General features: G+C 38.6%; 12 protein-coding genes and 1 riboswitch. Of the genes, 7 read left to right on the top strand and 5 right to left on the bottom strand.

Going from position 1 to position 13,420, the window contains the following annotated elements; all coding sequences use genetic code 11:
• Positions 1–17: 17 nt before the first annotated feature.
• The gene (locus ACQKN4_RS00145) at positions 18–1,427 is read right to left on the bottom strand and encodes an amino acid permease (RefSeq protein WP_427481581.1); all 1,410 of its coding nucleotides are present in this window, start codon (positions 1,425–1,427) and stop codon (positions 18–20) included.
• A gap of 226 nt (positions 1,428–1,653) precedes the next feature.
• Between ACQKN4_RS00145 and ACQKN4_RS00140 the strand changes: the two genes are divergently transcribed.
• Positions 1,654–3,222, top strand: coding sequence for a PucR family transcriptional regulator (locus ACQKN4_RS00140; RefSeq protein ID WP_427481579.1), 1,569 nt, complete (start codon positions 1,654–1,656; stop codon positions 3,220–3,222).
• A gap of 74 nt (positions 3,223–3,296) precedes the next feature.
• Here the strand turns inward: ACQKN4_RS00140 and ACQKN4_RS00135 are convergent, their stop codons facing one another.
• Positions 3,297–4,091 carry a carbon-nitrogen family hydrolase gene (locus ACQKN4_RS00135; protein WP_079559314.1) on the bottom strand — a complete coding sequence of 265 codons (795 nt, stop codon included), beginning with the start codon at positions 4,089–4,091 and terminating at the stop codon, positions 3,297–3,299.
• A 501-nt stretch (positions 4,092–4,592) separates the two neighbouring features.
• Between ACQKN4_RS00135 and ACQKN4_RS00130 the strand changes: the two genes are divergently transcribed.
• The 5 genes from ACQKN4_RS00130 (at position 4,593) to ACQKN4_RS00110 (ending at position 10,060) form a co-directional block, all read left to right on the top strand.
• The gene (locus tag ACQKN4_RS00130) at positions 4,593–5,762 is read left to right on the top strand and encodes a pyridoxal phosphate-dependent aminotransferase (protein ID WP_079559313.1); all 1,170 of its coding nucleotides are present in this window, start codon (positions 4,593–4,595) and stop codon (positions 5,760–5,762) included.
• Between the two features lie 313 nt (positions 5,763–6,075).
• A riboswitch (SAM riboswitch) is annotated at positions 6,076–6,180 on the top strand.
• A gap of 90 nt (positions 6,181–6,270) precedes the next feature.
• On the top strand, positions 6,271–7,101 hold the full coding sequence (locus ACQKN4_RS00125) for a MetQ/NlpA family ABC transporter substrate-binding protein (RefSeq protein ID WP_427481576.1): 831 nt from the start codon (positions 6,271–6,273) through the stop codon (positions 7,099–7,101).
• A 104-nt stretch (positions 7,102–7,205) separates the two neighbouring features.
• Positions 7,206–8,231, top strand: coding sequence for a methionine ABC transporter ATP-binding protein (locus ACQKN4_RS00120; RefSeq protein ID WP_079559311.1), 1,026 nt, complete (start codon positions 7,206–7,208; stop codon positions 8,229–8,231).
• The gene (locus tag ACQKN4_RS00115; protein WP_079559310.1) at positions 8,224–8,895 is read left to right on the top strand and encodes a methionine ABC transporter permease; all 672 of its coding nucleotides are present in this window, start codon (positions 8,224–8,226) and stop codon (positions 8,893–8,895) included. The genes ACQKN4_RS00120 and ACQKN4_RS00115 overlap by 8 nt, the downstream gene beginning before the upstream one ends.
• 13 nt (positions 8,896–8,908) lie before the next feature.
• On the top strand, positions 8,909–10,060 hold the full coding sequence (locus tag ACQKN4_RS00110; protein ID WP_427481573.1) for an alpha-hydroxy acid oxidase: 1,152 nt from the start codon (positions 8,909–8,911) through the stop codon (positions 10,058–10,060).
• Positions 10,061–10,193: 133 nt separating this feature from the next.
• On the opposite strand, the gene ACQKN4_RS00105 is transcribed toward ACQKN4_RS00110, so the two are convergent.
• Positions 10,194–11,393 carry a glycine C-acetyltransferase gene (locus ACQKN4_RS00105; protein WP_170938865.1) on the bottom strand — a complete coding sequence of 400 codons (1,200 nt, stop codon included), beginning with the start codon at positions 11,391–11,393 and terminating at the stop codon, positions 10,194–10,196.
• Positions 11,394–11,451: 58 nt separating this feature from the next.
• A complete protein-coding gene (locus ACQKN4_RS00100) occupies positions 11,452–12,528 on the bottom strand; it encodes a nucleotide kinase (RefSeq protein ID WP_079559307.1) in 1,077 nt (358 codons plus the stop codon).
• Positions 12,529–12,644: 116 nt separating this feature from the next.
• Between ACQKN4_RS00100 and ACQKN4_RS00095 the strand changes: the two genes are divergently transcribed.
• Positions 12,645–12,827 carry a hypothetical protein gene (locus ACQKN4_RS00095; RefSeq protein ID WP_079559306.1) on the top strand — a complete coding sequence of 61 codons (183 nt, stop codon included), beginning with the start codon at positions 12,645–12,647 and terminating at the stop codon, positions 12,825–12,827.
• Positions 12,828–12,925: 98 nt separating this feature from the next.
• Here the strand turns inward: ACQKN4_RS00095 and ybaK are convergent, their stop codons facing one another.
• Entirely contained in the window at positions 12,926–13,420 is a 495-nt protein-coding gene (gene ybaK, locus ACQKN4_RS00090) for a Cys-tRNA(Pro) deacylase (protein WP_079559305.1), read from the bottom strand.

The following is a 13,420-nucleotide window of genomic DNA, read 5'->3' as shown; positions in this document are numbered from 1 at the left end:
CCACTCCTCGTTTATAGTTATTCAAAATCCAACTCTTCCTTTTGGAAAATAGAGCTAGCTTCATCTACCGGGTTAGGCGACTTTTTCTTTTGTGTAACTAAATAGAAAATCATCACTACTGCCACTACGATGCATGTAAATAAGATTTGTGAACGCATCGATTCAATAAAGAACATGGCGATCAGTAATGCTGTTATAACCAAGATTGTGAAATACGTTAAATATGGGAATAACCACATTTTCACTTTTAATAGCTCGGGGTTCTCTTTCTCTATTTTCCGGCGCATTTTTAATTGTGAAAATGCAATGATTAAGTAAAGAATCAATGTAATTGCACTACATGAACTAAGTAAAAACATAAACACTTTATCTGGTGAAACATAGTTCATAATAACGGCAATATAAGAGAAGAATGTCGCTGTTAAAATAGCATTAACAGGTGAACCCTTTTTATTTAATTTCAAAAATGCCTTTGGGGCCTCCCCCTTTTCCGCTAAAGAAAATACCATTCGAGATGTAGCGTAAAGCGCAGAGTTTAAGCACGATAAAACCGCTGTTAAAACAACAAAATTCATGATTTGTGCAGCTGCGGGTATTCCGATGTAATCCAACACTGCGACATAGGGACTAGTTAAAATATCCGAGGAATGCCAAGGTAATAATGTGACAACTACCGTTATCGATCCCACGTAGAAAATCAAAATACGCCAAGTAATTGAATTCGTAGCTTTTGTCACTGCTGCTAACGGTTCGTCAGATTCCCCTGCCGCAATGGCCACAATTTCTGTGCCCATAAAGGAGAAAATAACAATGACTACCCCCATCAGGACAGCTCCAAAACCATTCGGTAAAAAGCCACCCTCACCGATTAAATTAGCAGTACCTACTGCATTAAAATTAGGTGCGATACCCAAGATAATAAATGCACCAAGTCCAAGAAAAGCTATAATACTCGCAACCTTAATAAGAGAGAACCAATATTCAAATTCACCAAAAGCTTTTACGGAAAGGACATTTGTTAAAGTAAGTGCGACAGTTAATAAAAGACTTAGTAACCATAAAGGAATCCTATCATACCAATATTGAATGATTGCAGCTGCTGCAGTTGCCTCTAAAGCAATGGCAACAACCCAGAAAAACCAATATAACCAGCCAATCATAAAACCAGCCCACGGACCAATGGCTTCATGTGCATAATGCGCAAAAGACCCACTTGTTGGATTGACAGCTGCCATTTCTCCAAGCATTCGCATGACGAGAATAACGATAATGCCCGCAAATATATAAGATAAAATTGCGCCAGGGCCAGCAAGGTTAATTACTGAGCCACTTCCCATAAATAGACCCGCTCCGATAACCCCCGCAATCGCGATCATCGTCATATGCCTTTTCTTTAACCCTCTCTGTAAATGCGTTTGTTGCTCCATATTCAGCTCACCTCTTTTATTAGATTGGATTACCGCTTACTAAAATTTTACATGTTACATAGAAACGAAGGTATAGACAAACTGTAAAATTCTATACATTTGTTTTAAACATAATGTAAAATAGACTAAACATTCTAAAAATATAATATTTAAGTTAATTTCAGCAAAAATAATACCTCAATGAGAAAACTAGAAAAATATCTATGTTAAAAGGAGGGAAGTTAACATGAGTCAATTTAAGCTTCAAGTGAAGGATGTATTAGAAAACACATACTTCCAAAGTGCGGAGGTCGTAGCTGGTGAGGATGGTTTATTACGAATTGTAAAGTGGGCTCATGTCATTGAAATTATACAAGTAGATAATTTTCTAGCTGGTGATGAATTAGTTTTAACAACAGGAATTAGCCTTCAGCACAGCATCGAGAACTTTATCTTTTTCGTGGAATCCTTAATCGAAAAAAATTGCGCGGCATTGTGCATTGAATACGGGACTTCCATACAGACCATCCCAGAAGTGATTGTAGCTCTTGCTAACCGGCACAGCTTCCCTATTATCGTTTTTCATGACACGGTTCCTTTCGTCCGTATTACACAAGATTTACATAGTCAAATTATGAATCAGCAATATTTAATGATCTCTACTTTAGAATCCTACTCCCAAGCATTAAATAAAAATGCTTTATTAGGACAAAACGCAGAAGATGTTTTACAAAATATGTATCATGAATTGAAGACACAAATTGTCTTTTCTATTAAAGGTCGAGAGCCTATCTTTTTTCCAAATATGCCGCATACTAAGCGCCAGCAACTAGTTACGCTGAAAAAATCAGCACCCGTATTTAAAAATGAGCCCATCTTTATTTTTGACCAGCATTATGCAGATTTAACGCTCTATAGAGAGGATGGTCTATTCTCAGAGTTTGAATTACTTATTTTAGATCGTACAGCTACTGCCTTAGCACAACTTTTAATGAGAGAATTTTATATTGAAGAGAAAAGGGACATTGAGGATGCCTCTATTTTAGGAGATTGGATTGATCAAAAACTATCGAAAGAGGAAATTTATAAATTTATCGTTACCTATCATTCTAACTATAAGCTTTCTAGCGGGGCTGTTTTTATGTTAGCAACGCCTAATGCAGTCTCTAAAGTACAAGAGGATATTGTCTACAGCAAGCTCTACTATCGAAACCTTTTTGAGCAAAATGGATTTATACCATTTCTATATGAAAGAAAAAGCTATGTCATTTTTATTTTACTCCATAAGAAAGATAGTAAATCTAGTCGCGAATTATTAAATACGTTAGTTTCTTCCCTGCAGAAAACCGATTTTTATAAAAAACAACTAGTTCAAGGGTATCAAGTTGCCATTGGCAAAGTCGTTGCAGACGTAGAGGAAATACCGAAGAGTTATCAAACTGCACTCGAAACATTGTATATTTGCAGTAAAGTACAAACTACATCTTATTTTTATGATGATTTACATTTGTTTCACCTCATCTATAAATTACAGATGCAAGTAAATTTACAGGAAGTGATTCAAGATTATTTACAGCCAGTTATTGAATACGACAAAAAATATAATAGTAAGCTATTAGAAACGCTGCAAGTATATTTGCAAACGAACGGCTCTAAACAACAAACCGCAAATCAACTGTTCATCGTACGCCAAACGCTCTACCATCGTTTAAAAAAGCTTGAAAGTCTTTTAGGGAAAAATTTCATGAAGGGGCATAATCGAATTACGCTTGAATTTATGTTGCTCGCCAATTCTTTAATTGAGGATAAAAACTAACTGCTGATTTATGATTGATCAGCGATGTTGCAAGAATAGCACGCTCAAAGTCGCTATGAGCGTGCTATCAGATTTTATTTTTCGGTAACTACTCCACTATATAACGTTGGTCTGCGGTCGTCATACACTGGAATTCTGCCCCGTACTTCATCGACAATCGAGAAGTCCACGTCAATGACAGCTACTTCCTCATCCTCTGCACCAACCCAAAGCACTTCGCCCCACGGTTGAATAATCATTGATTGACCATTGAAGTTTTCTACTTTTCTCGATATACGATTAACAGCAATCACGAAGCATTGATTTTCGATGGCACGTGCTTGCAGCAATGTGTTCCAATGATCGATACGCGGCGTTGGCCATTGTGCCGGTACGAACAATACTTTTGCGCCCTCTAAAGCGTGAGCACGTAGCCATTCTGGGAAGCGAATATCATAGCAAATCACGCCTGCAGCCTCGATATCACCAAGGGCAAAGCGATTCATTTCATCCCCTGCTTCTAAATATAAATGCTCGTCCATCAAACGGAAAAGATGTGCCTTGTTATATTCACCAACTAACTCACCGTTGCTATCAAACGTATACATCGTGTTGTAAAATTTATCGCCCTTCTTCGTCGAAACAGAGCCCCCAACAATATGTACGCCAAGCTCTTTCGCTAAGTTTGATAAAAATGCTTTCGAACGTTCTCCATCCACATCTGCAATCTCTGATAATTTTTCAAGTGCATAGCCTGTATTCCACATTTCCGGTAGTACAATGATTTCTGCACCTTGTTTTGCCGCTTCACGAATCTTGTCCTCCGCACGAGCAAAATTTTCTTCTACTTTGCCAAAACCAACATTTAGTTGGATACACCCAATTTTCATCTTAATTCCTCCCCTAGTCCCAAAAATATTTCTTTTTCTGCATTTGTGTTTTTCTATTTTTCATTATACTACAAGTAAAAATGATATCGCTGTTGTCTGAGCTAAGAGCAGCTTTGGAACAAAAACAAAAAGACCAGGATCTCAGCAATAAAGTGAGCCCTGGCCTTTTCGCGAAAGTGAATCTTACTAATCAATTTTGCTCTTAGTTTTAGATTCTATTAATTAGTACGATTAAGTTTAATAAAAGTTACAGTAATTAAAAAAAAAATTAAATATTATTTTAAAGGGTTTAAAAGTAAAGCCAAAACCTATGTTTTACGGGCATTGTTAAGATGCCTCAGATGTTGGCATAATTACGTCAAGAATCGGCTTTGTACTTAGGCTCGCATGCTCTTTGCTTGTATTTTGTGCGTCCATCTTTGTAAATAGAGACTCTAGACAATTAGTAAAAAAAGTAATATTATTTGCATCAATTATTATTTTCTAAAAAGGAGAACATGCATGGAATTCTCAAAAAAACTACAGCAACTCCCGACTCAATTTTTTGCAGCATTGGTGCAAAAAGTGAATTCTGCTTTAGCAGAAGGGCGCGATGTTATCAATCTCGGTCAAGGCAATCCAGATCAGCCCACTCCCCAACACATTATAAAAGCGTTACAGGAAGCAGCTGAAAACCCTCAACATCATAAATATTCTCCATTCCGTGGCATCGTAGAATTACGTCAAGCAGCCGCAGACTTCTACAAACGTGAATACAATGTTGATATTGATCCTGAAACTGAGGTAGCTATTCTTGGTGGTACAAAAATCGGTCTTGTTGAGCTGCCGTTAGCGGTTTTAAACCCCGGTGATACAATGTTATTACCCGATCCTGGATATCCAGATTACTTATCTGGTGTCGTATTAGGTGATGTTAATTTTGAAGTCATGCCACTTTTCGCAGAGAATAATTTCCTGCCCGATTATAATGCTTTATCCAATGAAGTAAAAGAAAAGGCAAAGCTTCTTTACTTAAATTACCCGAACAATCCAACTGGTGGTACTGCAACACTTGAATTTTTCGAGGAAACGGCGCGCTTTGCTAAAGAGCACAACATGATTGTCTCACATGATTTCGCTTACGGTGCAATTGGATTTGACGGCAAGAAACCTATTAGTTTCCTGCAAGCGGAAGGTGCCAAAGAGGTCGGCATCGAGATGTATACATTATCTAAAACATATAATATGGCAGGCTGGCGTATTGGATTTGCAGTTGGTAACGCTGATATTGTTGCGGCTATTAATCTTATTCAAGATCATCTATTTTGTAGTCAATTCCCTGCCGTACAACAAGCAGCAGCGGTTGCCCTTACAGCATCTCAGGATTGCGCGAATAAGCTAAGAGCGACTTATGAGCGTCGACGAAATGTTCTTATCGAAGAAGCACAGCGAATTGGTTGGCAAGTAACCGCACCAAAGGGCTCTTTCTTTGCATGGCTCCCTGTTCCATTAGGTTATACAAGCGAGCAGTTTGCTGATGTATTGCTCGATAAAGCTGATATCGCAGTAGCTGCAGGCAATGGCTTCGGTCAATACGGTGAAGGCTATGTTCGTGTAGGTTTACTTGTAAGTGAAGATCGCTTACGTGAAGCAATCAGCCGAATTGAAAAATTAAACTTCTTTAATTTATAAGCATTGGATTTCCTTCCATTCAAAAACTGTCCTATTAGTTCACACTCGCTATAGGGGCAGTTTTCATTTCATGATCTTTCTTGGTTGCCTCAACCCTTCTTCTAACGGATAAATTGAACATGACCTTTGATTCATCAAACTATCTAATACACTGTCCTGATAACAATATTTCCACCCTACCCTAGCAAGAATTCCCATGCCTCTTTCGCGATCAAATAGTATAACAAAATAAAATATTTCAAAAATTCGATTGACTTACTATATCCTATAATCTATATTAGATATATCGGATTTACAAAAAAATATTATAAATCTCTTATCAAGAGTAGCTGAGGGACTGGCCCTATGAAGCTCGGCAACCTCCTTTTTTAAGGAAGGTGCCAAATCCAGCAAACGATCATCGTTTGAAAGATAAGAGAGGACGTTTTTTCATGAGCCTCTCTTAATTTTTTTAAGAGAGTTTTTTTTATTTTTACCAGCCGATAAAACAACTTTGGAGGTATGTCTCATGAAAAAGAAAAACAAAATTTTACTAGGTTTAGCGAGTCTCACATTAGTAGCAGCATTAGTAGGCTGCGGTACTAATGAAGATAAAGGTAGTCAAGGTACGGCTATTAATGAAAATAAAATTGTAGTAGGTGTAACTTCTGGTCCACACGAACAAATTGCAGAGGTTGCAGCAAAAGTTGCCAAAGAAAGTGGCTTAGAGGTAGAACTAAAAACGTTCTCTGATTATGTTTTACCAAATACATCGTTAGCCGAGGGTGATCTTGATGTAAACAGTTATCAACACAAGCCTTTCCTCGATGCATTTAACAAAGATCACAAAACAGATTTAGTACCAGTAGGAAAAACAATTTTAACTCCTATGGGCATATACTCTGATAAATATAAATCATTGGATGAAGTTCCTGATGGTGCTACATTCGGATTACCAAATGATCCAACGAACGGGGCTCGTGCTCTATTTGTTCTTCAAGAGGCAGGCATCATTAAATTAAAAGAAGGTGCAGACTTAACAGCATCTATTCGCGATGTGGAAGAAAACAAAAAGAATTTTAAATTCATTGAATTAGAGGCTGCACAAATTCCGAAGCAGCTTAGTGAAGTAGATGTGGCAGCTATTAATACGAACTTCGCTCTTGATGCTGGTATTGATCCTAAAAAAGACTCCATTCTTTTAGAATCTACTAACTCTCCATATGTAAACTACATTGCGGTACGTGCTGAAAACGAGGATGACCCAGCGATTAAAAAATTTGTTGAAGCCTATCAATCTGATGAAGTACGCAAATTTATTGAAGAGGAATTCAAAGGTTCTATCATTCCAAGCTGGTAAGTAACGATGAAGGGCCTTTCATAAATTGAGAATCTGCGAGACTCCTATAGGAATGCTAGCAGATTCTTGCTTTATAGAAGGACTTAGAAAGGAGAGTTCACAGTATGATTCAACTAGAAAATATAACAAAAGAATTTAAAACTAAAAAAGGTATCGTTAAGGCAGTAGATGGCATTAACCTGCATGTCAAAAAAGGTGAAATTCATGGGGTTATTGGCTACAGTGGCGCAGGAAAAAGTACCCTTATTCGCTGTGTTAATTTATTAGAGCGTCCAACAACAGGAAAAGTATTGATCGACAATGTAGATATTACTTCCCTTTCTTTAAACGACCTTCGCAAAACACGTCAAAAAATCGGCATGATTTTCCAGCATTTTAATCTCTTAAAAACAGCGACCGTTTACAACAATATCTCGGTACCATTAAAGCTTCTAGGCTATAACGACTCTGAAGTGAAAAAACGCGTCGCAAAATATGCAGAAATTGTTGGCCTAACAGAGAAATTAGATAGTTATCCTAGCCAACTTTCGGGTGGTCAAAAGCAACGTGTCGCTATTGCACGTGCCCTCGCCCAAGAGCCTGAGATTTTACTCAGTGATGAAGCGACAAGTGCTCTCGATCCTGAAACAACTGAAGCTATTCTCGAGCTTCTCTTGAAAATTAACCGTGAGTTGGGCATCACTATTTTACTCATTACACATGAAATGAATGTTATTCAAAAAATTTGCGATGATGTATCCGTTCTTGAATCAGGGACGGTTGTGGAATATGGCTCTGCTATAGAACTATTTTCGAAGCCTCAGCACCCAACGACACGAAAGTTTTTAAACACTATTTCTCAACGTAATTTATCTTCTTCCCTAATCGAACAATTAAATCTTTCCGGAAGTGTGATTCGCTTAACATTCCTTGGTGAAAGTACCGGGAAGCCATTACTTGCAGAAGTGAGCAAAGTTTATGATGTACAACCAAATATTTTAACAGCCAATATCATTGAATTAAAAAACGGCATCGTCGGTAATATTGTCGTGCATCTACACGGTAAGGCACATATCGTTGAAAAGGCACTTACGTATTTTATAGAAAACGGGGTATGCGTTGAGGAATTAGGAGGCGAATTAAATGAATAGCATTCAAAGTTTCTTTGCAGACTGGTCAGATGTTATTGGGCAATCCATTTTCGAAACCTTTCAAATGGTCGGGATTTCATTATTGTTTTCTATTTTAATTGGGATCCCTTTAGGGCTTTTAATCGTTTTAACTCGTCCGGGGCAATCATTTGAAAATAAATTTCTCTATCAATTCTTCAATTTATTTATTAATATTATTCGCTCTGTACCGTTCATTATTTTACTATTCTTCATTTTACCGTTCACGAAGCTGATCGTTGGCACAACTATTGGTGTAAAAGGTGTTATTGTGCCGCTTGTTGTTTATACAGCACCTTATATTGCACGACTTATGGAAACGGCACTTTTGGAAGTTGATCCAGGTGTTGTGGAAGCTTATACAGCAATGGGTATTAAACGTCGTCACATCATTTGGAATGTCTTACTACGTGAGGCTCGTCCATCCATTATTTTAGGCTTAACAATTGCCACAATCGGTCTGATAGGAGCAACAGCAATGGCTGGAATGGTTGGCGCTGGTGGTTTAGGTGATCTCGCATATCGTTACGGTCATTTACGCTATGAGGTCGATGTGATGTATGCGACAGTGTTTATCTTAATCATCCTTGTTCAGATTATTCAATCAATGGGTAACCGCTTTGCTGCGAAACTTAAGAAAGATTAATAGGAGGATGACGATGACTAAAACAACACATGGTGATCTACTGTTAAAAAATATTAATGCACAAGCCCCCTTCCCTATTTGCTTTGCAGATTTAGAAAAGGCTGTTGCAGAAAAAATGGAAGCTGGTCCGTTTGGCTACATTCGTTCAGGTGCTGGTGGTGAGCAAACATTACGGAATAACCGTGGAGCCTTTGAAAAATACTCTATTATTCCACGCTTTTTACATGATGTTTCAAGTATTGATACATCGATTGAGCTGTTCGGAAAAGTACATCCAACCCCGCTCTTATTTGCTCCTGTTGGCATGAACAAAATGGCACATGACGAGGGAGAGCTTGCCGTGGCACGTGCGGCTGATCAGTTAAAAATTCCTTATATTCAAAGTACAGTTTCAAGCTATGCACTTGAGGATGTGGCACAAACAGCCCCCACTGCTACTAAATGGTTTCAATTATATTGGTCAACAAATGAGGAAATTGCATATAGCATAGCCGCCCGAGCCGAGGCTGCTGGTTTTGAGGCTATTGTTTTAACTGTAGATACCGTCATGCTTGGCTGGCGTGAAGAAGATGTTCGCAATCAATTTTCACCTTTAAAACTTGGGTATGCTCGAGGAAACTATATGAATGATCCTGTTTTTACTGCTTCCTTACCAGATGATTCATTCGAGTCATATGTACAGGGCGTTTTGCAAAATGTGTTCCATCCTACATTAAATTGGGAGAATGTACGTGAATTAAAGCGCCGTTCTAATCTCCCTATTTTACTGAAGGGAATCTTACATCCCGAAGACGCAAAACTAGCTATTGAAAACGGCATGGACGGTATTATCGTATCAAACCACGGTGGTCGCCAATTGGATGGCGTAATTGGTTCACTCGATGCCCTTCCTGATATTGTGAAAGCTGTAAAAGGACGAGTTCCTGTCATTTTAGATAGCGGTGTGTATCGTGGCATGGATGCTCTTAAAGTACTCGCTTTAGGAGCTGATGCTGTTGCCATTGGTCGTCCCTTCGTCTACGGACTTGCATTAGATGGGCAGCAAGGAGTCGAAAAAGTAATGACGAATTTATATGATGAATTAAAAGTTTCCATCGCTTTAGCGGGGGCAATATCTATAAAGGGACTACGTGATATTACATTAGTGAAAAAAGATGGAAAGTGAATAAATCGTCCGGCAGTTTGAGGTGGAGATAAGAGACTTATCGGAACAATTTTGAGATTTATCGGAACGTTTCACCGATTTATCGGAACGTTAATATAAAAAGGGCTACCTCCTATTGAGGCAGCCCAATTTTTTATTGAATAACGCCTAGTTCACGGCCGACTTTTTCATAGATTGCTAGAGCGCCGTCCAACATTTCTTTTGTATGTGCCGCTGTAGGCATGTTTCGAACACGTCCTGTACCTTTTGGAACTGTTGGGAAAACGATTGATTTAGCGTAGACGCCTTCTTCAAATAGGCGACGTGAAAATTCCTGTGTAAGCTTTTCATCACCAATAATACATGGTGTAATCGGCGTTTCAGATTCGCCAATATTAAAGCCTAATTTAGCAAGACCCGCCTTTAAATAATCGCCATTTTCCCAAAGCTTATCGTGCAGCTCTGTTGAGTCAATCAGCATTTGCACTGCTGCTGTAATCGCAGCAACATCACCTGGTGGTAATGCTGTTGAGAATAAAAATGGACGAGAACGCACTTTTAGCCAGTCAATTAAATTTTGCTTACCAGCTACATATCCACCAACAACACCAATTGCTTTAGAAAGTGTACCAATTTGGAAGTCGATTTCTTTTTCTAAACCGAAATGCTTCACAGTACCCTTTCCTTTACCTGTTACCCCTGATCCGTGCGCATCATCTACATATGTTATTAAATCAAACTCTTTCGCAATCTCAACGATTTCTGGTAATTTTGCAATATCACCGTCCATTGAGAATACGCCATCCGTAATAACCATGACTTTATTGTATAAGCCTGATTCTGTTGCTGCCTTTGCCTTTGCACGTAAATCATCCATATCGGAGTGATTATAGGCAATAATTTTGGCACGTGATAAACGACAGCCATCGATAATCGATGCATGGTTTAATTGGTCTGAAAGAATCGCATCATTTTTATCCATAACAGCTGAAATTGCTGCCATATTACAGTTAAAACCGGATTGATAAGAAATCGCTGCCTCTGTTCCTTTAAATTCAGCAAGCTTTTCCTCTAATTTTACGTGTAAATCAAGTGTACCGTTAATCGTACGGACTGCTCCAGCCCCCACACCATATGTCTCTATTGTTTCTTTGGCAATACGCTTTAATTCTTCATTCGTTGCTAAGCCAAGATAGTTGTTTGAGGATAGATTAATTAGATTTTTGCCACGTACCTGAATAATGGGTCCGTTTGCTCCCTCTACTGGATCAATTTCATTGTATAAGCCTTGTTCATGTAAGTCTTGTAGGTTTTCATCTAAAAATGCATTCAATACTTTTGACAAGCGTATCATCCTTTCCTAGGAAAACTGTTCTAGCTCCTAGTGTAGCACAAGCATGTTATAAGAAAAATTACTTTGTTAATCTTTCGAATAATGGGGCAGTTTTTTCTCGCCAAAGAGATGACGATAGACAATTATCTATTAAGCGACGGACTGTATACTCCGCTTCCGCATAACGCTTCGAATAACCCATTGCATCCTGCATTGCTTCTTTATACTTTGCTCGAATATCTTCAATTTGAACTTCAGCTTCTTGTGAAATTGCGCAATGTTTCCCTATATCGAAAATTTCATCCCCTAATCTGCCGTCCTCTGGATCAAAGATATGAGGATCCGTACTATCAAAGATGCAGAAATTTAATTCCGGGATAAGAACCATATCAACAGAGTTTGCATCCAAGCCACACCAAATAATTTGCGCATCGAGCCCTCTCGCATTCGCTTCGTCTGCCAAACCTTTCATTAACGAAGATTTACCTGTACCTGGCTTCCCTTTGATCATCAATCTCCGAGATACATTTTTCGTTATACTATCTACTGTATTTTCGGCCCCCCTCGGAGTTAACGTTCCGAGTAAGCGATGCGTGCGCATACCTGTTTTGTTTAAGACCATCGATTGGAAAACCTCTGCCTTTAAATGTTCAACCTGGTCATTTAATGCCCCCCAGTTCATACAGCTCTGTGTCACTACTTCCCAATCATCATGAATCTTTATAGCTTTAGTAAGCGACGAAATACACTTCTCACGCCATGACTCTCGTTCCGCCATCGTATTAGCAAGCTGTTCGCCAACCTTTTCAAGCTGGATTTCTTCTAAGCAATCATAAAATGACATCACCCGATGCTTTGTGCCAAGAAAAGTCGGTTCAATCCCCCACTCCGATGACCATACAAATAATCGATTACAGCCTTGAACGTATACTGCCTCTACAACATCCTCCAGCAAAGCATGCTTAAACCACTCCACCGAAAAGCCCTGCTTTACATAAAAATACCCAAGCTCTTTCAGAAGCTCAGATCCTTTAAACGTCGGTGCACCCTGCAAAATATAAACTAATTCTGCCTCATCCATCATTTCTTTATATAAATGTTTAACTCCTTGCCCAGTCAGTGCGTGTCCATAGTAATAGGTCACATTTCCGTTCAATTTCGATCCCCCTTTCTTATGCCTTGCATTATATGAAGGAACCTTTTAAAAAATGAAAAGCTACGTTTAAATTTTTACGAATAGGATAAAAGTCGAGTTTTTAAGTTTGGAGGGCGATGTATGATAAAAAAATTGGGACTGTTTTGTTTGTAATTGGTATAGCAATGACGTTAATAGGTATGCCTTATTTATTGGGTTATTCAAAAAATGAATTTTTAAAGTACGCTTTATATTTAGGAATGTTAGTAACGATTATATTTACCCCTGCACGTACAATAAAAAAACAAAATAAAAAGTAATGTTTTCGAATTAAAGACAGTGCCCGACTATCCGAGCAGTTTATCGCTCATCTAAGTGACACTTCCGCAAATTGACAATAAAAAAACTACCCAGCATATCATTTTTGGGTAGTGGTGATTGATGCAAGCTTTGCTTTTGTCACAGCGACTAAATCATCTAGCTGAACGTGGATTTGCATGCCGATTTTTCCGGCACTCACAATAATACTTCCTTGCTCTTGAGCTGACGCATCAATAACAGTCGGATAAAGCTTCTTCATACCGACTGGAGAGCATCCGCCTCGCACATAGCCTGTATAGCCAAGTAACTCCTTGACTGGGAGCATGTCGATTTTTTTCTCTCCGATAACCTTTGCAGCAGCTTTTAAATCAAGCTCATCTGCTACAGGTATAACAAATACAAAAAGCTTTTGTGCACTTGCCTTTGCTACTAATGTTTTGAAAACATGAGAAACTGGGTGACCAATTTTTTCAGCAACTGATATTCCGTCAACTTGGCCGTCACCAGTCTCATATTCAATTACGTCGAATTGTATTTTTTGTTGCTCCAATAATCTTATCGCATTTGTTTTCGCATGCTTTGCCTTCGCCAT

It is taken from the genome of Lysinibacillus sp. NPDC093692 (assembly GCF_050280125.1).
In the GTDB taxonomy this organism is placed as follows: Bacteria; Bacillota; Bacilli; order Bacillales_A; family Planococcaceae; genus Lysinibacillus.
Note: the sequence above shows the minus strand (reverse complement) of the source record. Positions and strands in the feature narration are given on the sequence as shown.

What these genes read in the sequence shown, in the direction of transcription:
- ACQKN4_RS00095 (WP_079559306.1), top strand. Translation starts at nt 12,645, where the DNA reads ATGTATGATAAAAAAATTGGGACTGTTTTGTTTGTAATTGGTATAGCA.
- ACQKN4_RS00110 (WP_427481573.1), top strand. Translation starts at nt 8,909, where the DNA reads ATGACTAAAACAACACATGGTGATCTACTGTTAAAAAATATTAATGCA.
- ACQKN4_RS00145 (WP_427481581.1), bottom strand. Translation starts at nt 1,427, where the DNA reads ATGGAGCAACAAACGCATTTACAGAGAGGGTTAAAGAAAAGGCATATG.
- ACQKN4_RS00140 (WP_427481579.1), top strand. Translation starts at nt 1,654, where the DNA reads ATGAGTCAATTTAAGCTTCAAGTGAAGGATGTATTAGAAAACACATAC.
- ACQKN4_RS00105 (WP_170938865.1), bottom strand. Translation starts at nt 11,393, where the DNA reads ATGATACGCTTGTCAAAAGTATTGAATGCATTTTTAGATGAAAACCTA.
- ybaK (WP_079559305.1), bottom strand. Translation starts at nt 13,420, where the DNA reads ATGGCGAAGGCAAAGCATGCGAAAACAAATGCGATAAGATTATTGGAG.
- ACQKN4_RS00120 (WP_079559311.1), top strand. Translation starts at nt 7,206, where the DNA reads ATGATTCAACTAGAAAATATAACAAAAGAATTTAAAACTAAAAAAGGT.
- ACQKN4_RS00130 (WP_079559313.1), top strand. Translation starts at nt 4,593, where the DNA reads ATGGAATTCTCAAAAAAACTACAGCAACTCCCGACTCAATTTTTTGCA.
- ACQKN4_RS00125 (WP_427481576.1), top strand. Translation starts at nt 6,271, where the DNA reads ATGAAAAAGAAAAACAAAATTTTACTAGGTTTAGCGAGTCTCACATTA.
- ACQKN4_RS00115 (WP_079559310.1), top strand. Translation starts at nt 8,224, where the DNA reads ATGAATAGCATTCAAAGTTTCTTTGCAGACTGGTCAGATGTTATTGGG.
- ACQKN4_RS00135 (WP_079559314.1), bottom strand. Translation starts at nt 4,091, where the DNA reads ATGAAAATTGGGTGTATCCAACTAAATGTTGGTTTTGGCAAAGTAGAA.